The organism is Leptotrichia sp. oral taxon 498, assembly GCF_002240055.1.
GTDB classification, from domain to species: Bacteria; Fusobacteriota; Fusobacteriia; order Fusobacteriales; family Leptotrichiaceae; genus Leptotrichia; species Leptotrichia rugosa.
Window position 1 is genome coordinate 286,691 of sequence record NZ_CP016753.1, and the last position, 21,172, is coordinate 307,862.

Consider the following 21,172-nt stretch of genomic DNA (forward strand, 5'->3'; position numbering starts at 1 on the left):
ATGAATGATAAAGCATAATCCAGAAGAGGATATTTTAGAAGATTCAGAGGAACTGATTGAATCTGAATCTGAACGCAGGCAGTCAGAAAAAGAACACTTTGCTTCTACATATACTTTAAAGCCGAATGAAAATTATGATGCAAATGGATATAGTTATGAGACTGATAAACTTGGGCGAATTACAAGATGTGAAGGAATACTTAGATTAGAGGATGGAAAGAGAAATACAGCACATCAAATTCGAGCTGGTGGAGAATATCGTTTGGAAAATGATGAGGGTGGACATCTAATTGGTAGAAGGTTTGGTGGGTCTGAAAAAGTTGATAATTTAGTTCCGATGGACAGTCATGTTAATGGTGTTGAATATAAAGAATTAGAAGACGATTGGGCTGCAGAACTTAATAAAGGTAGTACGGTTGATGTTAAAATCCAATGTAGATATTCTGGGAACTCTACCCGTCCAACAGATTTCATCGTAAAATATAAAATAACGGACAATGATGGATTTACACGAAATGAAACCAAACGAATTCATAATCAGGAAAGAGGAAAGTAAAATGTCAGATATACGAGAAAACAAGCAAGCATTGAACAACTTAATGCAAAAAATTGGAAATGCAGTCCTGCCTGTGTTGGAAAATGGTTGGGAAAAAGTTGTGATCGGGTATTTTATTGAAATATCTAATGTAACGCATCTTCAATTCTTTGTGTTGAATAAAGATGAGGATGATTATTCCGATTTGGTTAAGTTATCATGGGATACAGAACGATATGATGATGCCATTATTAATATTGAAGATTTGTGTAAGGAATTACACACTCTGTGTAAACAAGTAAATGATTCTTGGACATCGTTTAGCTATATCCTTGAGGGAGATGGTACATATAATGCTGATTATGGATATGATGATATAGAAAGCTATGATTCACGCTTTATTATGGAGTGGCAAAGCAAGTATTTAGATTGAGAGGTGATGTGCGGTATGGGAATTATTACTTCTCCAGAGGATACTCTGATTAGTGCAATGTCATCTAAACAAGCACAGGTGAAATTACAGCATTGTGTTGGTTCATTGGGCACTGTATTTAAGAATGCGCTCAAAAAGGAACCACGTTTGCTGGCATATTTATCAAGTTACCAATATTCATATATGAAAAAAGGTCTTTTACAGATTATGTATGATTATGATGTGACTATTACATATCAAGATGACTGCCCAGATTCATTGGATGATATTGTAGTGGATTCAGGAGAATGGGATGCTACAACAATCTTAGAAAAAGGAAATCCTAAACCAATCCAACTGGTTACTTTAGATATGAATAAGGTTGCTTCTAAGTTGTCTGAGCAAATGAGTAAACTTTTAAGTTATTATGAGGGTATTAATGGATGGAATACACAAAGTAGTTCATTTGATAAGTTGACAGATATGACTTTATGCAAAATCGGTTATAATTACATGCTTCCATTACCGGAACTTAGACAATACCAAGGAAAAGCAATATTTGCTGCAAAGAATATTTGGAAAAAAATACTTGGTAGAGCCAAAGTTCCACAATTTGTAAAGCCGTTTCTTGCGTTGAGTTATATAACACAAGAATGTTGTTATGATCACAGAGCTTTTGATGAAGTGGAAAGTAATCCGGAAAAAACACCATCAGATCCAATTCCACATTTAGCATATGGTCCATTGGTCGAACTTCGTGGTATTTGTAGCGGTCTTGCATGGGCATTTAAAACTTTAATGGACGAAGCAAACATTGAATGTATTTGTGTTAGTGGATTTTTAAAAGAAGACTTGAAAACGGGGCATATGTGGAATCTTGTAAAATTAGATGGACAATATTATCATGTTGATCCGACTTGGGGAATTAAGGACGATGGTGTTTATATTAGTGGCCTGTTGCAACCAGATAGTATGATGAAGATAACTCATATTTGGGAATTATCCGATTATCCTACAGCAAGAGGAATGAGATTTGACTATGATTTTATCGAAGATTTTCTTGTTGAAAATGGTAATGATTTTCTCGATGATGGTGCAAATGAGAAATATTTTTTCCCTGAAGAAATCATAGACTAATAACTAATAGAAGGGATGTGAGTGTCCATGTGTTTTATTAGCAACATAATATGGTTTCTTTCTGGAGGTGGGGTCATGGGATTATTCTGGTATTTTGCAGGAATATTTTGGACAATAACAATTATTGGTATTCCGCTTGGAAAACAATGTTTTAAGATTGGAACACTTTGTCTGTCACCATTTGGAAAATATGTTTTAAGTCCCGTGGGAGGAACAGGGAATTTTTTGTTAAATCTATTTTGGATTTGTATTACTGGTTTACCATTAGCGATTATTGAAATAACAATTGGTATGATTTTATGTTGTACAATAGTTGGCATTCCTTTTGGTAAGCAACATTTTAAAATTGCAAGACTGTCGTTAACTCCATTTGGTTCCACGATAGCATAATACAGTGAGTGGAGGTGATTTTTCATGGTAAAAAATAAAGTGACTGTTATTGTAATGGCAATAATCAGTTTTCTGATCATGCCATATGCATGTAATAAAGGGATATCCAATCTTTATGGAATGTGGGATACAGTTGAAAGCATAAAAGGAAGTGTTATGACAATTATGCCGTTCAATTGGTCCATCTATATTGCAAATATCAGTATTGAAACCGTCCTAAAAGGATTTAATTGGTTTTTAAATGGATTACGTGGTGTAGGTTTTGCTACGATGATATATTGCGTTTCAAGACATGCTCCTGGATATGGATTTATAATTGCTGCAATGGCAGATGGAATGAATATCTTTAATCACATTATTTACGGGTATGGATGGTCATTTGATAAATATCAATTAATATATTTGGCTATACCATTTGCTATGTGGCTGATATGCATCATTGCAGGATCTGTTATCAAGGGAAAAGCTCAAATATTAGTTGTGTCAGTTATTTCAATGCTTACATATTGGGGTATTTGCTCATTATTGTATAGTGACTTATACTTTGATATCGATTTGATAATACTTGCTAGTTTAACTATCCTTAGTAGTTTAGCTATGAAACAGATGGACATGTAGAAAAATTGTGTGAATATATAATATAATTTTTTAGGTGTTCTGTCGATATGATTACAAGATAGATTGAAAAACACATTATGACTTTATAATGTGTGATTGTATCATAAATAAGTATGATAGAAGATGCAGTATCAGGAAAAGTTGATAAGATATCCATCAGTCTATAATAGAAAAAGAAGAAGTTATAAAAGCTGAATGGATTTTGAGAAAAAAACGCTTTCTTAAAAGTTTGGGGGTGTGCATAGTTGGAAGAAATAGAAAATTATTATTGTAAAATACCGGATACATTAAAAAGTTATTGTTCCTACTTTGATAATTTCGTAGTGGAGGATGTTCCAAGCTTTATATTTGAAGAAGAAAATTACAAATGTTTACATGAATATGCTGTCTTTAGAATGGGTTTTTCGGTTGTGACAAAAAGAAATTGCAGAATTCTTGCTCAGATTATTAATGGGAAAAAAGTTTTAGAAGTTATGTGTGGATTAGGAAGCTACGCATCTACGTTACGAAGCTGTGGAGTTGATGTTATTGCAACAGATGATATGTCGTGGATAAATTATGATACAAGCAAATACCAAGATTGGAAAACACATGCATGGATCCATGATATAATTAGTATGGATGCAATTGAAGCGGTAAAAAAATATGGTAAGGAAGTAGGGTTTATAATTATGAGTTGGCCTCCTCAAAATAGTGACTTAGCATATAAGGTTTTGCAAACAATGAGAAAAGTCAACCCTGAATGTATACTTATTTATATAGGCGAAAAGAAAGGTGGTTGCACCGCAGATGATCGTTTTTTTGACGATTATATTGATATAAGCAGTAATTTTGCTGAACTGCAAGATTTAAAAAAGAGTTATCATAATTGGAAAAACAATCAATATTTTGATACACAGCTTTTGTTAAAATAGAGGGAGGTGATGTGAATGAAGTATAAAAAATCGATGTATACGAGAATATTAAAAATTGACGATGATTCTTGGATGGTACATAATCTCTCTTCTGGTTCGGAATGTATACTTGACAGTCAAGAACTTAAAATTTTGAACAACTGTAGTATGCCTCAGGAAGATTCAAAAGAATTACTTTGCCAGTTATATGAAATGGGTATTATCGTAAATGACAAAGTTGATGAAATTGCATGCCTTGAATTAGAAAGAAAAATCAGCATGTATTCCTTTACATCCGATGAGGCAGGCTTTGTGATTGCACCAACGATGGATTGCAATGCGTATTGTTTTTACTGTTATGAAAATGAGACAAGAAAATCTTGCTATATGGATGAAAGAACAGAAAAAGCTCTTGTTGAATATATAAAAAATATAGCATTAGGAAAGAAACGTATGTATATTTCCTGGTTTGGAGGCGAACCGTTACTTTGTAGAGATTTAATAGTTCGAATTAGCAACGAGCTAACTCGTTTTGCTGATGAGAACAAAATTGATTATCATTGTGAAATTACGACAAATGGATATTATTTGGACAAAATAATAGATAATATACATGATTTAAGAATTTCGGATATACAGGTAACATTAGATGGATTTAAGGAAGAACATGAAAAGAGAAAGCATTTTCTTCAGAATGATTCTTGGGAAAGAATTGTGAATAATATATATGATTTTTCGAGACGGGGAATTCATATTACGTTAAGATTTAACTTTGATAAAGGCAACATACAAAGTATTAAAGAAATGGTGGAATTTCTGATAAAGCAAGAGAGATGGAATAAGAATATTACGATATATTTTTATCCATTGGAGCCTAATAGCATTCAAGAAAAACTCTATTTTAAAGAAAAAGAATACGAACAGGTTATGCATAATCTATATACATTCCTTTATAATACGGGATACTACAACGATCGTAAATATGCACTTGATTTTCGTAAATTATCTTTGCCATGCTACGGTGCAACATTAGGAACTGTTGCCATAGACTATAAAGGATTAATATACCAATGTCAGCATTTACTATGCCGCGAAGAGTATTCAATAGGCGATGTATTTGAAGGCGTAATTGTAACTGAAAAAGTAAATTCTTGGTATGATGGCACTGTGAGTGACAAATGTAAGAAGTGCGAAGTACTACCTTTATGCCAAGGTGGATGTGTAGCTAAGCCCCAATTAGGAAAAAATGAGTATGTATGCCATATGATGAAGTACAGAATAAAAACTCAAGAGCAACTTAAAGTTCAAGCCTACATGGATTCGCTATTGGAATAAACTTAAGCTTCAAATTGAAGACAGATGGAAGTCAAATAAGAAAATTAATTAAAAAAATTTTATTTATATAATTACCTGCGGTTCTTGAATTGGGAGTGATGTTTAATGTCTTTAATAGGCGTTGATCATAATTAATTATTGGAAGGAGGAAAATCATGAAGGTTGTAAAAGAAAAAAAGAATACTACAAAGTTAACGAATATCGTTAAAAATGTAGCAGAAATGTCTTGCCATGAGCATTGTCATGAACATTGCCATGAGCATTAATTTCTGGACTGTTTGAAAAGAGGCACCTATTGAGATGATAAATCTCAATAGGTGTTTCACAATAATGAAAGAGGAGTGTGTTGTGAAATTTCTATGGGTTATTCAATATTCGAATGGAAAACATTATAATTGGGTTGCGTTAGCACAAGCAATCGAAAAATTAGATTCAAGATATATAATAAAACGTAAAGAAGAACTGAGCACTATTGATATAAATGAGGCAGATTTTCCTATAGTAATAGGGGGAGATGATTTTTTGCTAGAGGCAAAAAAGAACATCAAATTAATTAATGGAATTTTTGAATCTACTTGTTTTTTTAGGGTAGATACTTATATGAGTATATGGAAGGATGATTATCTTAATTTTCATACAGCCGTGGTAACAAGAAAAAAATTAGATACGATTATTAGCGAAAAACAAGAGTTCTTTGTAAGACCTCTTTTGGATATAAAGTGCTTTGACGGTCAGGTGATGGATAAAATAAAGGTAGATGAGATTTTGTACATATGCCGGTCTTGTTCTAAGTATGGAAAGAAATGTTTATGCGTATCTCCGGTTCAAGAAATAGAAAAAGAATGGAGAAGTGTTATAGTTAACAATGAAGTGGTTTCGATATGCAGGTATTTGAAAAACGGTAAAAGAGATGTCTCTGAAACTGATGTACCGGAGAAATTGGTTGAATCTTGTACAAAAGCATGTAGTGGAATAAAGGCGCCAGTTGCCTGGGTAATGGATGTAGCTAAGGTCAAAAATCGATACTATGTATTAGAATGTAATATTTTTAATGCATCAAATTTTTATGACTGTAATAGGGAAAATATAGTTAAGTCCCTGGAAAATGTTATAAGAAAAGAAAACAAGAATTGCCTCTGAATTTTATCTAGCTTCAATTTGCAGTTAGCCACAATATGATGTTAAAGAAATAGTAGATATGTTCCCACAAACGACCAAATTGTAAAAACAGGGCAAAATCCTTATTGATATGTTTCCACATACGGTCAAATGGGCTAAAATGGCAGTTGATATGTTTCCGAACACGACAAAGTGAGATTTGACATTCTTGCTATCCACTCGAGCCATGTGGAGGTTGTGGGATTGATACAGAAAGAGTGATAGTGAAAAGATTTTTTTCAATTTTTTAAATGTTGACTTTTGTTCTTATAAATAATATAATTTAAGAACAAAAAGGTGGTGATGGAAATTAGAAAACGTGAACTTCTAATTAGAAAAATAAAAGAAAATAATGGAATTATAACTACTAAAGAAGTTATAAATCTTGGTATTCATAAAGATGTACTAAAAGAATTAACTATAAAAAAGGAACTTGAAAAAATAACAAATGGACTCTATGCACTTCCAAGTGAGAATATTGATGAGTATCTTTATTTCTCATACAGAATACCCAAAGGTATTTTTTCTCACGAAACAGTGGCGTATTTACAAGGATTATCAACACGAATGCCCCTTGTTTATGTGATGACTGTAAAGGTAGGAGATAATGTCAGCAGAGTTAAGTCGGCAAGAGATAATATTATTTTTAAGTATGTAAAAAAAGATTATTACGATATTGGGAAAATAACTATAACCAGTCCTTTTGGTAGAGAAATATCAGTATATGACAAAGAAAGAACCATACTTGATATTATCAAAGATAAGGACAGAATAGATGCACAAGTATTTAGTGAAGTGATAAAGTCTTACTTTGCGAGCAAGGAGAAAAATTTATTAAAACTATCGAAATACGCTATTATGATGAATATGGAATATGCTTTAAAACAATATTCGGAGGTGTTGCTGTGAAAACACCGGAACAAATAAAAGGAGCGATTAGGAACATATCTAAGAAAACAGGAGTTAATCCGAACTCTCTGCTTCAGATGTGCTTATTTGAAGGAATACTTGGAAAACTCTCCAAATCAAAATATAGTGAGAATTTTATATTAAAAGGTGGACTTCTTATATCCTCTCTTATCGGTGTTGATATGCGTAGTACGATGGATATGGATACCACGCTTAGAGGTATTCCAGTAAATGAAGAGTCTATATCAAATATTTTAAATGAATTATTCCTATTCAAAAATCTTAGAGGAAGGTACAATACCAATTATAACCTATACCATAGAAACTATACTCGCTGAAAAATTTGAAACCATTTCAAGCAGAAATATTACCACAACAAGAGCAAGGGATTTCTACGATTTGTATATGATATACAGCATTTATAAAGATAAAATTGATAAAGACATATTAAGAAAAGCAATAGAAAGAACGAGTAAATACAGAGGTTCTTTTGAAACAGTTTTACAGCATAAGGAAATAGTAGAGTTATTCTGGAAAAGTGAAACATCAAAAGAACTATGGAAAAAATATACACAGAATAACCCATATGTTAAAGATATTGATTTTTTAGATACTATATCAGTCTATGAAGAAATAGGTACTGTATTAAATGTGAATGATGATACTAAATAGTCTTATGGTTGGTGTGGTCTTTAGGGCAGCAGCGGATCTTTTTTATTTACATAATCAAGGAGAAAATCTCTAATCAATTATCCATTGTCATCAAAAAAAGAGGAGATAAAGATTATCTCTCCATCTTCTTACTCATATAAATTCCATAGTTCTTTCATATTCGGTAAAGCTCGTCCATAGTAGATTTTGAGGAAGAATACTCTTGCATAATAAGGGTATTCTTTTTTTCTTGTAATTTGTCAAGTTTATCTAAAATATGCCTTGAATTTGGCATCTTGAAATAGGATTTTTTAAGCTCTGAGAGAGCATTTTCGTAGAGGGTAATCTAAGCTTTGTGCTCCTCAAAAAATGCCTTATCAGATGGATTAGCCTTATATTCCTTGTAGTATTGCCTATATTTTTTTATGGCATGAACTCGTTCCATGGTGGCAGAAAGCTCCTGCATTTCCTTATCAATAGCCTTGATTTTATCTTGTAAATTTTGCCTTTCATCGGCTGCTTTTTGGATATACGCATCAAGTTGCTTAACGGATTTAATACCTTGTTCTTTAAGGAAGATAACAGACTCAGCCATTGTATTAAGGTTATGTTTGGTTGCCCAATATTCGTAGCCTTTGCTTTTCCTTACCTTTGTATTGGTGTTCATGTCAATAACATTGCCGATGCGTTTTTTGACGGCAGGTGTCTTGATATACTCTCTTTCTGTAATGCGTTCTTTTAATCTTTCTTCGGTATAATCTTCTCCGATTATTTTATACTAAACCCCGTTAAACTAACTGAATATAATGTGGTATAATGTAATAGGGTGATAAAAATGGCAAAAGCATATAAAATAACAGAAGAAATTTCAAATGAGATAAGAATGATTAGAAAAAAAATAAAAAACAAAAGTGAAGACATAAGGCTACATGCAGTAGAATTAAGAGGCTTAGGAAAAAAGAATAAGGAAATAGCTGAAATTTTAGAGGTCCACGAAAAAGTTGTCAGTAAATGGATATGCATATTTTCAAATCAGGGAACACAAGGACTAATGAACAAGCCAAAAGGTGGAAATCATAGAAATATGACATTTGAGCAGGAAGAAGAATTTTTGAAGCAGTTTGAGGAACGGGCAAAGAAAGGTGAACTGTTAAGCACAAATGAAATAAAGGAGGCGTATATTGAATCAGTTGGACATAGCATTGGGCATGAGCAGATATACAGAGTTTTAAAACGCCATGGTTACAGAAAAATAATGCCTAGGAGCAGACATCCAAAGAAAGCAAGTGATGAAGAAATTGAGCAGTCTAAAAAAAAATTGCTAATCTGGTGCAGAAAACAAAAATAGGAAATCCAGATAAGACAGTAAGATTATTGTTTGAAGACAAAGCAAGTTTTGGAAGAATTAACAAGCCTAAGTATTAGCTGGTGCAGCAATAAGTTTAGACCCTGTGTTCCCTGTCATCATATGAGGGAGTACAGGTATGTTTTTGGTGCGGTGGAGCCTTTAACGGGGGAAAGATTTTTTTTAGTTATGCCAAACTGCAATACCAATAATATGAGTATTTTTTTAAAGGAATTATCTAAAACTTATAGCGAGGATATTATGATTCTAGTCTGTGATGGGGCAGCATGGCACAAATCAAAGAATCTAGAAATTTCAGGAAACATCATAATAACACATATACCGCCATATACACCAGAAATGAACCCCATTGAACAAATCTGGAAACAAATAAGACAGATGGGGTTCGGCAATAAGATATTCAGGATATTAAAAGCTGTAGTTGACAGGCTATGCGACACTATAAATTTACTTACAGATGAACTAGTAAAAAGTATAACTCTTCGTGAATGGATTTATTCTGTTGTTTAAACGGGGTTTAGTATGAAATAAAGTTTAAAAGAGAATAATAGAAAATAGTTTTTAAGATATGCTTTTAAAGCATAACTGGTTATAAAAAATAAGTATTTGATATAATAGGATAAATATTGTAAAATAAATCATAAGAAAATAAAAAATTTAGATTTTATCTAATTTTAAGAGGTGATTTTTCATGAATAAAGTATTAGTGGCTTACTTTTCAGCGACAGGGACAACAAAAAAAGTTGCAGAAAAATTGGCGAAAGCAACTGGGGGAAATTTGTTTGAGATAAAACCGCAAGTTGAGTATACTTCTGAGGATTTGAATTGGAACGACAAAAAAAGTAGAAGTTCAGTGGAAATGAATGATGAATTTAGCCGTCCAGAAATTGAAAATGTTGTAGAGAATATTGATGATTATGATACTGTGTTTGTTGGATTTCCAGTTTGGTGGTATATTCCGCCTCGTATTATTCAGACTTTTATTGAAAAACATAATTTGAGCGGAAAAAAGATAATCACTTTTGCGACATCAGGTGGAAGCGGGATAAAAGGCTCAACAGATTTTTTGAAAAAAAATTATTCGGATTTGAATATTATTGAAGGCAAAAGATTTGGTTGGAATGAAAGCTTGGAAAGCATTGGAGCTTGGGTAGAAAAAATAAAAAAATTTTAATGAGAAAGAGAAATATTTTTTGATTAAACAGAGGTGAAAGAAAATGAGTAAAAAAATTACAGCTGATCCTGTAAGCAGCTTGTTTGGCAAAGGCGATTATAACGAGGCTTATGCAAAATATTTTAATGGGAAAACTTATCTAAAAACATTAGTTGAGCCGAATGACACTTCAAAAGTTGGTATTCATAATGTTGTTTTCGAGCCGGGAGTTATAAATAACTGGCATTCTCATTCAAATGGACAAATATTGTTGGTTACAGATGGGCATGGATGGTATCAAGAAGACGGGAAAGAAGCGATAGAATTACATCCAGGAGATGTTGTGAATATTCCTAAAAATGTTAAGCACTGACATGGAGCGGCAAAAGATAGTTGGTTTACGCATATTGCCTTGTCAGATGGCGGTTCGACTGAATGGTTTGGGATATTGTCAGAAGATGAATATGAAAAGTTGCCAAAAGCAGTGAATGCTAGATAATTAAATAATTAAAAAAAGTAAAATAAATAGTAAAAAGAAATAAAAATATAAAATTTCTTTCTAATATTAATTTGATTCGGTATAACTTAATGTTGAGAGGATTTCATTATAAATAAAATAAAAAATGAATGAGGATTTATGGAATTAAGAATTTTAAAATATTTTTTAATGGTTGCAAAAGAGGAAAATATAACAAAAGCGGCAAAATCACTTTATATCACACAACCGACATTATCACGACAATTGGCACAGCTCGAGGAAGAGCTGGGAGTTAAACTTTTTACGAGAAGTAATCATAAAATTTTATTGACTGAAGATGGGAAGTTTTTGCAGCGAAGGGCGAGGGAAATACTTTATTTAACGGAAAAAACGAAAAAAGAGCTGTCTTATGACAATGAAATTGTTGCTGGAGAAATATCTATTGGATGTGGCGAATTTTTGGGAATGAATGAAGTTGCAAAATTACTCTCGGAATTTCAGGAAAAGTATCCAAATGTTAAATTTGACATTTATAGTGGGACAGCCGAAGATATTATTTATAGAATTGAACACGGTTTTTTAGATATGGGGCTTGTGTTTGACTATATAAATAAGGAAAAGTATAAATTTATAAGATTGAAACAGATTGAAGAATGGGGACTTTTGCTTAGAAAAGACCATAAATTGGCTTCAAATAAATTTATTTATCCAGAAGAAATCAAAAAAGAATCGGTAATTATTTCTAAAAATAAATTAATTCAAAATGAATTTTCAAATTGGATGGGAATTCCTATGGAGAAATTAAATGTTGGTGCTACTTTCACACTGGTTTATAATGCTGCGATGATGGTGAAAAATGGAATGGGAATGGCAGTTTGCTTAAAATTAGAGAATAATTTTGAAGATTTGAAATTTATTCCATTTTATAAAGCAGCAATTTCTAAGACAATTTTGGCTTGGAAGCCGTGTTTGAAATATTCGGTGGCGACGGGAAAATTTATTAAATTTATTGAGGAGAAAAGAAATGCTACTAATTTTTAATATTTTTGAACTTGGTATCAAAGAAGGCGAAAAAAATGCATATGTGGCAGTTGGTAAAAATAATATTACAAAATCAGTTTTTAATGATAAAGGGACACTTGGGATGTATTTGGTTCAGGAAAAAGAAAATCCCAATATGACTTATATGTTTGAAGTTTATGAAGATGAGAAAAGTTACCAGGAACATATCAAGTCAGAACAATATAAAGAATTTTTAAGACAATCACCAATAATCTTGACTAATCATAAAAAGAAAATTCAAGTAATGCCAGAGTATATGGGAGATAAAAAGTTTGTGCAAACAAGAAATACTCGTGTAAATTATGTTACAGTTGATGTAAAAGAAGGATTTAATGATGCTTTCAGGGAAATTGTACTTGATGAAATGAAGCAGTCGATAAAAAAAGAAGAAGGTGTTTATGTGATTTATGCTGCAACAGCAATAGGAAATCCGAATAAATGGTACTTTTTTGAAATTTATGAAAATGAAAAAGCGTATCAAAAACATAGGAAAACAGCTCATTTTAAAAAATATATTGAGCAAACGGAAAATATAATTGAAAACAAAGAATTTATAAATATTGAAGGTATAAAATTATTAAATAAAGGTAATTTAAATTATGTAAAATAAAAATATTAATTTTGAACTTTGGAAAAATATATGAAAAATGGAGATGATTTTAAATGAAAAAAACAAAAATACAAGAAATAGAAATACCTAAAGTAGCATTAGGAACTTGGTCTTGGGGATTTGGAGGAATCGCTGGAGGAGATTCGATTTTTGGAAATAAATTAGGAAAAGATGAATTGAAACCTGTTTTTGATAGAGCAATGGATTTGGGACTAAAATTGTGGGATACTGCTACTGTTTATGCGAGTGGTCAATCTGAAACTATTTTGGGAGAATTTGTAAAAGATAGAAGTGATGCGATAATTTCTACAAAATTTACACCTGAACTTGCAGAAGGAAGAGGAGATAATGCAATTTTTGAATTTCTTGATGAAAGTTTAGAAAGATTAAATAAGAAAGTTATTGATATTTATTGGATACACAATACAAAAGATATGGAGAAATGGGCACCTAAATTGGTTGAGGTGTTAAGATCAGGAAAAGTGAAAAAAGTAGGAGTTTCTAACCACAATTTGGAACAAATAAAATATGTGAATAATCTTTTAAAAGAAGCTGGATTTCAGTTGCATGCTATTCAAAATCATTTTAGCTTACTTTACAAAACAATTGAAACAACTGGAATTTTAGATTATTGCAAGGAAAACAATATCGCAGTGTTTTCATACATGGTACTTGAACAAGGCGCTTTATCTGGAAAATATACAAAAGAAAATCCATTGCCAGCTGGAACAAGAAGGGGTGAAGCATTCCCGCCTGAAACTTTGGCAAAATTAGAGTCGTTATTTTATGAAATGAAAATTTTAGGTGGAAAATATTCTGCAACAATTCCTGAAATTGCAATTGCCTGGGCAATAGCAAAAGGAACTATTCCAATAATCGGAGTTACAAAACCTAATCAAGTTGACGATGCCAAAAGGGCTGCAAGTGTTGAATTAAGTGATGAAGATGTTGAGCTTATGGATAGAGTAGCTATTAGTACAGGTGTTACTGTGAAAGGTGAATGGGAAAGTTCGATGTAGTTTATTCATAGAGTAAGCTTTATATCTGGTGTTTATAGAAACGGATAGTTTGAAGGAATAAGAATAAAAGCGTTGAAATATGCTAAAAAATTGTGAAATTAGTTAAACAAATTTAAAATATATTGTTAAAAAATAATGTTATTAAACAGCACCAAAAATTTTGGATACAAACAAGATTAGAGGTGCATTTTTTTGTTAAAAAAGTAAGTTTATTTTCAAAAACTTGATTTTATTACAATATATACTCGAATCTATTTAAAATAAAACTATTAAAAATTATATAAATTTAGGGTTTGAGTAAAATAGTCATAGCTTTTGAGTTCGCTTTTGAGGCAGTTTTACTATACAATAAAAATCATTAGAAATATAGAAATTTAATAGGGTAAATTTCAAAAAAATGATATAATAAAACCAGAAATTGAAAAGAAAAAAAGATAATATGTATAACAAAAAATTACTGTATTTTAAACGAGGTTTTAGTATAAGAATTAGATATTTAAAAAGGAGTCGATATGAAAATTAGGAAAAATTTGTTAAAAATTTTAACATTGCTTATTTTATCAGGAAACATTATAAATGCGGGCTATATTAAAGAAAAAATAAAATTTATTTTACTGATGAAGCTACAGAACCTGAAAGAAAGGAAATTGTAAAAAATGTAGATTTCAGGACTTTTAAAATTTTTGAGGAAAATGATGATTTTGCAAGTGATAAAAATAATATTTATTACAAAAATAAAAAGTTAGAAAATGTAGATGCGGACTCTTTTCAAATAGAAAATTCTTTTATTGCAAAAGATAAAGATAATGTTTTTTATATTGCAAATAATGAGATTATAAAAATTAAAGGCTTTAGTCCAGAAAAAAGTAAGGTTATTGTTCAGTTTTACGTACCAGCTGTATTAATTAATAAAAATGGTATTTATACTTTTGATAAATATGAAAATGGAGAAATTACGATAAAGTCAATAAAACCTGCGGGAATAGATATGAATACTCTAGAAGTCGTGGACGGAGAAAACATGACGATGCTTTTGTACTTAAAAGATAAAAATAACGTTTATTTTATTAATTATAAAGAAAGTGAACAGAAAATTTCAGATATTGATGTCGGAAATGCAGAAGATGCGGGAAATGATAACTATAATATCGATATTGAAATAAAAAAATTAGAGAGTGCAAATAGCGGCAGTTTTAAAATAGATTCTATATACGGGAAAGATAAAAATAACTTATACTTTTTAAATAAAAAAATAACAGGTGTAAATCCTAAAACTTTTAAAGTTGTTGGCTCAAATAAACTTATTATCAAAGATGATAAAGGGGTTTATTATCTTGGAAGAGAAGAAGTGAAAAAAATCCAAAATGCTGATTTAAATACTTTTGAAGAAGTATCGAAAGAGTATTATCGAGATAAAAATAATGTTTATTATTATGATAATTATGATGGCGATGTAAAAAAAGTTAAAGGGGCAGATGCAAAAACTTTTGAAGTAATAGATGGTGGTTATGCGATAGGAAGAGATAAAAATGCTGTTTATGACAGAGGAAAACAGATAAAAGGCTTGGATCCCGTGACATTTGAAGATTTGAGCGGAAATTTTTACAAAGATAAGAATGGAGTTTACTATGAGGGAATGCTGATGAAGGGAATTGATCCAAAATCTTTTGAGCCATTTGTCAATTATACACATGTGAAAGATAAAAATGGAATACACCACTTTTATCAAAAGAGCAATAACGTTGTTGTTGAAAAAGTTGAAATTTCTCCAGAAATTGATTTGAAAACTTTACAACCTATTGAAAATTATTCTGAATATTCAAAAGATAAAAATAATGTCTATTATAATTTTAAAAAAATAGAAGATGCAGATGTAAAAACTTTTGAGCCTGAAGGATATTCCATTGGGAAAGATAAAACAGGAGTTTATTATGGAACACATAAAGTAAGTGGTGTAGATGTAAATAGTCTTGAAGTTTTGAAAAATGATTTTTTCAAGGATAAAGACAATGTTTATTATAAAAATAAAAAAATAGAAAATTTTAAGCCAAAAAACTTTGAAGTAATAGACTATTCTTTAGTAAAACAAAATGAAGATTTGTACTATTTTACTGAAGATGAAAATGATAATACAAAATTTGTCCTATTAGAAAGTAAAAATGTCGATATTGATACTTTTCAAATTCTTGATGAAGATTATACAAAAGATAAGAATAATACCTATTACAAAGGTAAAATTTTTAAGGAATCAGATGCAAAAACTCTTGATATACATTATAATGAAAATGATAAGGGGTATAAAATAAGGGATAAGAAAAAAGTGTATAAAACAAAGAAATGATATTTATTTTGCGATTGACTTTTTTTAAAATATGATATAATTAAATTGTTAAAAACCCTAAGGGGAATTTATGATATGTAATAAAATTAGGATTAAAAGCTAGATTTTTCTAGCTTATCCCAATACTTAAATTACATATCAAGAAGGTTTAGAACCGTGGATAGCAATGAACTTATTAGACTTCTAAGTTATTATGTATATTATTTACAGATTGACTAGACAGTCGAAAAATATCGAACTTCACCTCTGACTCTACCCTTAGGTGAGCAAGTTAAAATCAGCAGTTTTCTACAAGCCATACAAATCCTTTTCCCATTCGTATATCAGAATTTCTAAAATGATTTCCTTCATTCCATTCCAAAACATATTTTTCCAAATCTTCATAATTTCTCAAAATCTCAAAATATTCTCCTATATTATCACCAATCTTCGATAAAACCTGATGTTTAGTCTTTTCTTCTAAATCTCCAAGACTTAAATAAACATTTTTTACCAAAATCTTGTTATTTTTCACAAAATCTAGCCAATCCTTATACCAAACCGATGGTGAAACTCCAGCTATTCCATCAAAAATATCTGTCTGATAACCGCTCCAAAGTGAAAAAATAACCCAGCAAGAGAATATCCGCCTAAAATATACTTCACATTATTTTCTTGAATATTCACAAGTTTTACCAAATTTGGAATCAATTTTTCCTTTATAAACTCTAATGTTTTACCAGCTCCATCTCCAAAATTTCCTTTTCCACGAAGAAGTGGCATTTCCCAAGGTGTCAGCTCGCTATTCCAGTCTTCTATTTTGAAAGCTGCCAAACTAAAATTTTTATCCGTATTTTCAGAAATATATTTCACTTCATTGTCTAAAAGTTGCATATCATGCTCATCGACAGGCTGTATTAGGATATATTCTATCTTTTTATTTTCATTTGTATATAAAATACATTCTTTTTCTTCTATTTTGAAATTTAATTTTTTCATATTTGCTCCTTTTTTAATATTTTTTGAATATTGAATTTATTTTAAATAGATTTTGATTAATATAATTAATTATAGCATATGTTTTTAAAAATTTTATTCAATTTATTTATACTATTTTTATAATTTTTTTCTTTGCTTAAATATATTTAATTTTTTTTTAAATTATGGTAAAATAAACTAAAATACTTGATAAAATCTGGAATTTTTGTAAACTCTATCAACAAAAGAATATTTATAGAGAGGATAATGAAATGTTTAGAAGGAAAAAAGAAATTTTTTATGTTGGAAAAGTTAAAATTATTATTAATGAATCAACCCTTGATGTATTTAGAAATACAATCTATTATGTAGATGTGCAGAATGCCCTGTGTATTAAAGATGTTCCGTTTATTACCTGTGATATTTACGAAGATGAATTTTCTGACCATTTAATTGCTCAGGTAGGACTGGAAGATGATGAGGAAAATGATACATTACCAAGTATAGAGGAACTGAAAAATAAAAAAATTGTTTGCTTTATTCAGTTAGATGAGCATATAATAAGATAAAATTGTTGAAGTGTCCAAAATTATATACAAAATATTCAAATGGAGGTTATTTTTATGAATATAGAAATTGTACAAATTTGTGATATTACATTAGCCGTAAAATTTGCCTTAAAAACAAAAACTAAAATCGAATATTTTCCTTTTGAATATGAAAAAAATATTGAATTTCTATTCTCTAAAAACAAAGTGGATTTTTTAGAAAATAGCTACAAAGCTGAAAATATTGAAGAATGGTTTGACTATTGTTTAAATTTAGGATTAGAAGACATAAAAATTTTATTACCTGTCTTATCTAAAAATTTAAATATTCCCGACGATTTAAATTCAAATAAGATTAAACTTATTTGCTATTTTAAAAATAATTTGATTCTTTATTTTACACCAAAATGGAAGAAAATAAGTGGTGGCTGGAATATTATTTATACTGCTCGCAAATATGAGAGTTCTATCAATGGAAAACTTAAATTTTATGATAATACAGAAGGTTTTAAAAATGTATTAAATAAAATAGCAATTTTGGCTGATAAAATTAATTTTTCAAATTTTGGAAATATCTTTAGAAAAGCTTTTAGCATTTTAAATGGGGAAAGTTTTGAAAATATAAGAAATACTTTTTATGGACAAACTCTTTTTAAAATACCTAAAATAAATGCAAGACTTTTTTATTCCGCCAAAATTTCTAATGTTTTTGGTGGAATGGGTTCCTGGAATGACAGTCCTCCTTATTATGCACACGAAAAGGGGCTTGAAAGTAAATATGACAGTCTTACGGAAGAACTTTTGACACAAATTAGGCTTGCTCTTTTATATTCTGTAAATGAATGGTAAAATATAGTAAAATTATAATGAATGATTTATGGAATTACGGAATTTTTTCAAAATATACTTATTATTGTAGTTGTAGTAACAATTCTTTTTCTAATTTCTCAAAAAAAAAGAAAAAAATAGTAGAAAAGGGGAATAAAAAATTGGAAAACAAAAATTTATCCATATATGAATTAATAAAATCTTCTATTCGAGAGTGTGGAAAATTACCTGAAGATTTTGCTTTGCCTCAAGAAGAGGATAATGGAATTCTTTGGGCAGATGGTGCAATGGATGGCGTTTTTTTGTATCATACTGCTATAAATGAAGAAAATATAGAAACTTTGAAGAATATTGTATTTCAAATTTCAGAGGGAAAATTTAAAGAAGCTCAAAATAATTTAGACCATTTAGATTTTTTAATGGTTTCATCAAGAACTTCCTTGCTAAATTGGATTATTCAAGAAAGTGAAAAAATAAATTCCAATAATTTGTATAAATTTACTATCTCTCAATTGAAAACTTCTAAAAATAAAGAAAGTATAAAATTTTCTTTAGCTGTATTATTATTAATGGGAGTTGAGAATGATGTTAAAGCAATGGAAATAATAAAAATTTTAGCTCTTTCTAACGAGTTTACCTTATTTTGTTTAGATATAATAGCTAGGCTAGAAAATTCAAATGAAGAGATTTTTGAAATTGTCAAAAAGGTTAAAGGATGGGGAAGAGTACATTCCATCGCATATTTAGAAGTTACTAATGATGAAATAAAAGATTGGTTATTAGAAGAAGGTTGTCATAATGAAATAGACCCAGCTGCTCTAACTTGTGCAAAAAAAATAAATTTACTAGAATTACTAGATGAAGAAAATATTTCTAATAAAAAATTTAATGATATTTCATATTTAATTACTGCTTTATTAAATGAAGGACCTGTTTCTGGAATTTCATCCTTAGAAAATAAAGAAATGCTGATTGAAAGATATTTAAAAAAAGCAAAATATTTATCTTTAACAGAAAACGATTATCGTGCTGTTATGATGATTCAAGAATATATAAAAGATGATGAAAAAATCAATAATAATTTTATAAAAATTTGCAATGAGATTTTAAATTCTGAAAGAACTGTAAATAATATAAAAGAATTAATGAAAAAAGGATATTCTTATGATATAGCAAAATATATAAAAATAGACATTGAACCGTATGCTTTAGAATATTTACAAAGTAATCTTTTAAAAAATCCCTATATAATATACGATATATCAAAAAAAGAAAATATAGAAAAACTTGTCTTACTCGTAGAAAAAAGATTACCATTAGAAAAAATGAAAGGATCTCCTACTGATAAAATCAATTTTAGAAATGAAGAATTTACAGTTTTAGATGTTGCAGTTAGAACTCTAGAAAATTTTGAAGGGATAGGAAAAAGCCTAATTATATATGCTTTAAATTCTCCGTATGTAAATGTGCGATATGGAGCAGCTAATACATTGGAAAAATGGAAAAATATGGGATATATTTTTCCTGATGAAATAATGGAAAATATAGAAAACTTAGAAAAAATTGAAGTTGATGATGAGTTGAAAGAAAAATTAAATAAATTAGTAAAATGACATTCTATATTACTAAAGAAGAATTTAAAAGAAAAAAAGGATGATAAAAATACCATCCTGAACCATATATTATATTTTGAGTTTACACAAAATTCTGGACACTCTCACACAAAATTTCAAACACTCTTAAATTTATTTATCTTCTAATTTTCTTTCCAATTTTTTTACTTTCTTTACCAGTTCTGGAACTCTTCCCATAGACATTTTTATTCGCAAATCATCTATATGCTCTCTTAGTGGGAATCCTGACATTTGTTTTCCATCTGGTACATTATTCGTAACACCTGATTTTGCAGCAATTACAACATTGTTTCCTATTTTTAAGTGACCTGCCACTCCCACTTGACCTGCAAGAATTGTATTATTTCCAACTTCTACGCTTCCAGAAATTCCCACTTGTGCTATTATAAAACAATTTGACCCTATTATGTCATTGTGAGCGATATGAACTAAATTGTCGATTTTAGTTCCTTTCTTTATTATCGTATCGCCAATTGCTCCTCTGTCAACACAAGTATTTGCTCCTATTTCTACTTCATCTTCTAAAATTACATTTCCAATTTGCTCTATTTTTACATTGTTCCCTTTTACTTTTATATAACCAAATCCATCTGAACCAATTACTGCTCCTGGCTGAAAAATACATCTTTTTCCAATTTTACAAAATTCTCTGATTGTAACATTTGGATATACAATTGTCCCATCACCAATTTCTGTACCTTCAAAGATTGAAACATTTGGATAAATAACAACATTTTTTCCTATTTTTACATTATGACCTATGTACGTATTAATTTTTGAAATATTTGCTGTTTTATCTATCACTGCTGAATCTTCTATTGCTTTTTCAAAAGGCTTTATTTTAGGCTTAAAGTAATTTAACAAGATTGGCATTATTTCTCTTGGATTTTCATCTACCACGATAAACGTCTTATTTTCTGGCAAATTTGGAATTTCGGGAATTATTAACGCTCCAGCATTACATTTTTCGATATTTTTTAACATTTTTTCATCTGCGGCAAAAGCCAGTTCTTCTTCATTTGCATTAAAAAAAGGAGCTAGCCTTGTAAATTTTATTTCATTATTTCCGATAATTTTTCCATTTATTAAGTTTGCTATCTCTTTTATATTATACATCTTTTCCATTTTTCATACCTCT

At 29.9% G+C, this 21,172-nt stretch carries 26 protein-coding genes and 1 pseudogene; 23 read left to right on the forward strand and 4 right to left on the reverse strand.

The window, feature by feature from the left end; all coding sequences use genetic code 11:
* The first annotated feature begins 4 nt into the window (after positions 1 to 4).
* The 11 genes from BCB68_RS01235 (at position 5) to BCB68_RS10690 (ending at position 8,059) form a co-directional block, all read left to right on the forward strand.
* The gene (locus tag BCB68_RS01235) at positions 5 to 556 is read left to right on the forward strand and encodes a DNA/RNA non-specific endonuclease (protein ID WP_094079177.1); all 552 of its coding nucleotides are present in this window, start codon (positions 5 to 7) and stop codon (positions 554 to 556) included.
* A gap of 1 nt (position 557) precedes the next feature.
* Complete coding sequence (locus BCB68_RS01240) at positions 558 to 968, forward strand: immunity protein YezG family protein (protein ID WP_157697336.1); 411 nt, start codon at positions 558 to 560, stop codon at positions 966 to 968.
* 15 nt (positions 969 to 983) lie between these two features.
* Entirely contained in the window at positions 984 to 2,084 is a 1,101-nt protein-coding gene (locus BCB68_RS01245; RefSeq protein WP_094079179.1) for a transglutaminase domain-containing protein, read from the forward strand.
* Positions 2,085 to 2,159: 75 nt separating this feature from the next.
* A complete protein-coding gene (locus BCB68_RS01250; RefSeq protein ID WP_237048665.1) occupies positions 2,160 to 2,474 on the forward strand; it encodes a YccF domain-containing protein in 315 nt (104 codons plus the stop codon).
* Positions 2,475 to 2,498: 24 nt separating this feature from the next.
* On the forward strand, positions 2,499 to 3,092 hold the full coding sequence (locus BCB68_RS01255) for a hypothetical protein (RefSeq protein ID WP_094079181.1): 594 nt from the start codon (positions 2,499 to 2,501) through the stop codon (positions 3,090 to 3,092).
* 245 nt (positions 3,093 to 3,337) lie between these two features.
* Positions 3,338 to 4,006, forward strand: a complete 669-nt coding sequence (locus BCB68_RS01260; protein ID WP_094079182.1) for a hypothetical protein — start codon at positions 3,338 to 3,340, stop codon at positions 4,004 to 4,006.
* Positions 4,007 to 4,021: 15 nt separating this feature from the next.
* Complete coding sequence (locus tag BCB68_RS01265; RefSeq protein ID WP_094079183.1) at positions 4,022 to 5,320, forward strand: radical SAM/SPASM domain-containing protein; 1,299 nt, start codon at positions 4,022 to 4,024, stop codon at positions 5,318 to 5,320.
* A gap of 330 nt (positions 5,321 to 5,650) precedes the next feature.
* Positions 5,651 to 6,460: an ATP-grasp domain-containing protein gene (locus tag BCB68_RS01270; protein WP_172826454.1), complete on the forward strand. Its 810-nt coding sequence runs from the start codon at positions 5,651 to 5,653 to the stop codon at positions 6,458 to 6,460.
* 321 nt (positions 6,461 to 6,781) lie between these two features.
* Positions 6,782 to 7,387 carry a type IV toxin-antitoxin system AbiEi family antitoxin domain-containing protein gene (locus BCB68_RS01275; RefSeq protein ID WP_216639354.1) on the forward strand — a complete coding sequence of 202 codons (606 nt, stop codon included), beginning with the start codon at positions 6,782 to 6,784 and terminating at the stop codon, positions 7,385 to 7,387.
* Positions 7,384 to 7,725, forward strand: a complete 342-nt coding sequence (locus tag BCB68_RS10685) for a nucleotidyl transferase AbiEii/AbiGii toxin family protein (protein WP_216639355.1) — start codon at positions 7,384 to 7,386, stop codon at positions 7,723 to 7,725. The genes BCB68_RS01275 and BCB68_RS10685 overlap by 4 nt, the downstream gene beginning before the upstream one ends.
* Positions 7,646 to 8,059 carry a nucleotidyl transferase AbiEii/AbiGii toxin family protein gene (locus BCB68_RS10690; protein ID WP_216639356.1) on the forward strand — a complete coding sequence of 138 codons (414 nt, stop codon included), beginning with the start codon at positions 7,646 to 7,648 and terminating at the stop codon, positions 8,057 to 8,059. Before BCB68_RS10685 ends, BCB68_RS10690 begins: the two co-directional genes overlap by 80 nt.
* A 325-nt stretch (positions 8,060 to 8,384) precedes the next feature.
* On the opposite strand, the gene BCB68_RS11025 is transcribed toward BCB68_RS10690, so the two are convergent.
* Positions 8,385 to 8,705, reverse strand: coding sequence for a hypothetical protein (locus BCB68_RS11025; RefSeq protein WP_442915275.1), 321 nt, complete (start codon positions 8,703 to 8,705; stop codon positions 8,385 to 8,387).
* Between the two features lie 168 nt (positions 8,706 to 8,873).
* On the opposite strand from BCB68_RS11025, the gene BCB68_RS01290 reads away from it, so the two are divergent.
* From BCB68_RS01290 to BCB68_RS01330, 9 genes and pseudogenes are all read left to right on the forward strand, one after another.
* Positions 8,874 to 9,386, forward strand: a complete 513-nt coding sequence (locus BCB68_RS01290) for a helix-turn-helix domain-containing protein (protein ID WP_157697338.1) — start codon at positions 8,874 to 8,876, stop codon at positions 9,384 to 9,386.
* 48 nt (positions 9,387 to 9,434) lie between these two features.
* The gene (locus BCB68_RS01295; RefSeq protein WP_157697339.1) at positions 9,435 to 9,914 is read left to right on the forward strand and encodes an IS630 family transposase; all 480 of its coding nucleotides are present in this window, start codon (positions 9,435 to 9,437) and stop codon (positions 9,912 to 9,914) included.
* A 181-nt stretch (positions 9,915 to 10,095) separates the two neighbouring features.
* Positions 10,096 to 10,578: a flavodoxin gene (locus tag BCB68_RS01300; RefSeq protein ID WP_094079186.1), complete on the forward strand. Its 483-nt coding sequence runs from the start codon at positions 10,096 to 10,098 to the stop codon at positions 10,576 to 10,578.
* Positions 10,579 to 10,621: 43 nt separating this feature from the next.
* Entirely contained in the window at positions 10,622 to 10,930 is a 309-nt protein-coding gene (locus tag BCB68_RS01305) for a cupin domain-containing protein (protein WP_237048666.1), read from the forward strand.
* Between the two features lie 264 nt (positions 10,931 to 11,194).
* Positions 11,195 to 12,076 (forward strand): LysR family transcriptional regulator, encoded by an 882-nt coding sequence (locus BCB68_RS01310; RefSeq protein ID WP_094079187.1) that lies wholly within the window; start codon positions 11,195 to 11,197, stop codon positions 12,074 to 12,076.
* Complete coding sequence (locus tag BCB68_RS01315) at positions 12,060 to 12,707, forward strand: putative quinol monooxygenase (protein ID WP_094079188.1); 648 nt, start codon at positions 12,060 to 12,062, stop codon at positions 12,705 to 12,707. The genes BCB68_RS01310 and BCB68_RS01315 overlap by 17 nt, the downstream gene beginning before the upstream one ends.
* Before the next feature lie 53 nt (positions 12,708 to 12,760).
* Positions 12,761 to 13,726 carry an aldo/keto reductase gene (locus BCB68_RS01320; protein WP_094079189.1) on the forward strand — a complete coding sequence of 322 codons (966 nt, stop codon included), beginning with the start codon at positions 12,761 to 12,763 and terminating at the stop codon, positions 13,724 to 13,726.
* 646 nt (positions 13,727 to 14,372) lie between these two features.
* Positions 14,373 to 14,417 (forward strand): annotated as a pseudogene (locus BCB68_RS11030) (hypothetical protein); the annotation flags it as partial.
* 297 nt (positions 14,418 to 14,714) lie between these two features.
* On the forward strand, positions 14,715 to 16,067 hold the full coding sequence (locus tag BCB68_RS01330; RefSeq protein ID WP_094079190.1) for a DKNYY domain-containing protein: 1,353 nt from the start codon (positions 14,715 to 14,717) through the stop codon (positions 16,065 to 16,067).
* Positions 16,068 to 16,344: 277 nt separating this feature from the next.
* Here BCB68_RS01330 and BCB68_RS10790 read toward each other — a convergent pair whose 3' ends face one another.
* Positions 16,345 to 16,581, reverse strand: a complete 237-nt coding sequence (locus BCB68_RS10790; protein ID WP_237048667.1) for a hypothetical protein — start codon at positions 16,579 to 16,581, stop codon at positions 16,345 to 16,347.
* A 44-nt stretch (positions 16,582 to 16,625) separates the two neighbouring features.
* Complete coding sequence (locus tag BCB68_RS10795; protein ID WP_237048668.1) at positions 16,626 to 17,045, reverse strand: hypothetical protein; 420 nt, start codon at positions 17,043 to 17,045, stop codon at positions 16,626 to 16,628.
* A 251-nt stretch (positions 17,046 to 17,296) separates the two neighbouring features.
* On the opposite strand from BCB68_RS10795, the gene BCB68_RS01340 reads away from it, so the two are divergent.
* The 3 genes from BCB68_RS01340 to BCB68_RS01350 all read left to right on the forward strand — a co-directional run bounded on the left by BCB68_RS01340 (position 17,297) and on the right by BCB68_RS01350 (position 20,013).
* The gene (locus BCB68_RS01340) at positions 17,297 to 17,593 is read left to right on the forward strand and encodes a hypothetical protein (protein WP_094079191.1); all 297 of its coding nucleotides are present in this window, start codon (positions 17,297 to 17,299) and stop codon (positions 17,591 to 17,593) included.
* Positions 17,594 to 17,647: 54 nt separating this feature from the next.
* The gene (locus BCB68_RS01345) at positions 17,648 to 18,421 is read left to right on the forward strand and encodes an RNA polymerase subunit sigma (RefSeq protein WP_094079192.1); all 774 of its coding nucleotides are present in this window, start codon (positions 17,648 to 17,650) and stop codon (positions 18,419 to 18,421) included.
* Between the two features lie 140 nt (positions 18,422 to 18,561).
* On the forward strand, positions 18,562 to 20,013 hold the full coding sequence (locus BCB68_RS01350; RefSeq protein ID WP_237048669.1) for a hypothetical protein: 1,452 nt from the start codon (positions 18,562 to 18,564) through the stop codon (positions 20,011 to 20,013).
* 132 nt (positions 20,014 to 20,145) lie between these two features.
* Here the strand turns inward: BCB68_RS01350 and lpxD are convergent, their stop codons facing one another.
* A complete protein-coding gene (lpxD, locus tag BCB68_RS01355) occupies positions 20,146 to 21,150 on the reverse strand; it encodes a UDP-3-O-(3-hydroxymyristoyl)glucosamine N-acyltransferase (RefSeq protein ID WP_094080737.1) in 1,005 nt (334 codons plus the stop codon).
* Positions 21,151 to 21,172: the final 22 nt, after the last annotated feature.

Excerpts from the sequence above, each read along its gene's own strand:
- BCB68_RS01235 (WP_094079177.1), top strand. The coding sequence starts at position 5 with ATGATAAAGCATAATCCAGAAGAGGATATTTTAGAAGATTCAGAGGAA.
- BCB68_RS01240 (WP_157697336.1), top strand. The coding sequence starts at position 558 with ATGTCAGATATACGAGAAAACAAGCAAGCATTGAACAACTTAATGCAA.
- BCB68_RS01245 (WP_094079179.1), top strand. The coding sequence starts at position 984 with ATGGGAATTATTACTTCTCCAGAGGATACTCTGATTAGTGCAATGTCA.
- BCB68_RS01250 (WP_237048665.1), top strand. The coding sequence starts at position 2,160 with ATGGGATTATTCTGGTATTTTGCAGGAATATTTTGGACAATAACAATT.
- BCB68_RS01255 (WP_094079181.1), top strand. The coding sequence starts at position 2,499 with ATGGTAAAAAATAAAGTGACTGTTATTGTAATGGCAATAATCAGTTTT.
- BCB68_RS01265 (WP_094079183.1), top strand. The coding sequence starts at position 4,022 with ATGAAGTATAAAAAATCGATGTATACGAGAATATTAAAAATTGACGAT.
- BCB68_RS01270 (WP_172826454.1), top strand. The coding sequence starts at position 5,651 with ATGAAAGAGGAGTGTGTTGTGAAATTTCTATGGGTTATTCAATATTCG.
- BCB68_RS01275 (WP_216639354.1), top strand. The coding sequence starts at position 6,782 with ATGGAAATTAGAAAACGTGAACTTCTAATTAGAAAAATAAAAGAAAAT.
- BCB68_RS10690 (WP_216639356.1), top strand. The coding sequence starts at position 7,646 with ATGAATTATTCCTATTCAAAAATCTTAGAGGAAGGTACAATACCAATT.
- BCB68_RS11025 (WP_442915275.1), bottom strand. The coding sequence starts at position 8,705 with ATGAACACCAATACAAAGGTAAGGAAAAGCAAAGGCTACGAATATTGG.
- BCB68_RS01290 (WP_157697338.1), top strand. The coding sequence starts at position 8,874 with ATGGCAAAAGCATATAAAATAACAGAAGAAATTTCAAATGAGATAAGA.
- BCB68_RS01300 (WP_094079186.1), top strand. The coding sequence starts at position 10,096 with ATGAATAAAGTATTAGTGGCTTACTTTTCAGCGACAGGGACAACAAAA.
- BCB68_RS01305 (WP_237048666.1), top strand. The coding sequence starts at position 10,622 with ATGAGTAAAAAAATTACAGCTGATCCTGTAAGCAGCTTGTTTGGCAAA.
- BCB68_RS01310 (WP_094079187.1), top strand. The coding sequence starts at position 11,195 with ATGGAATTAAGAATTTTAAAATATTTTTTAATGGTTGCAAAAGAGGAA.
- BCB68_RS01315 (WP_094079188.1), top strand. The coding sequence starts at position 12,060 with ATGCTACTAATTTTTAATATTTTTGAACTTGGTATCAAAGAAGGCGAA.
- BCB68_RS01320 (WP_094079189.1), top strand. The coding sequence starts at position 12,761 with ATGAAAAAAACAAAAATACAAGAAATAGAAATACCTAAAGTAGCATTA.
- BCB68_RS01330 (WP_094079190.1), top strand. The coding sequence starts at position 14,715 with ATGAATACTCTAGAAGTCGTGGACGGAGAAAACATGACGATGCTTTTG.
- BCB68_RS10795 (WP_237048668.1), bottom strand. The coding sequence starts at position 17,045 with ATGAAAAAATTAAATTTCAAAATAGAAGAAAAAGAATGTATTTTATAT.
- BCB68_RS01340 (WP_094079191.1), top strand. The coding sequence starts at position 17,297 with ATGTTTAGAAGGAAAAAAGAAATTTTTTATGTTGGAAAAGTTAAAATT.
- BCB68_RS01345 (WP_094079192.1), top strand. The coding sequence starts at position 17,648 with ATGAATATAGAAATTGTACAAATTTGTGATATTACATTAGCCGTAAAA.
- lpxD (WP_094080737.1), bottom strand. The coding sequence starts at position 21,150 with ATGTATAATATAAAAGAGATAGCAAACTTAATAAATGGAAAAATTATC.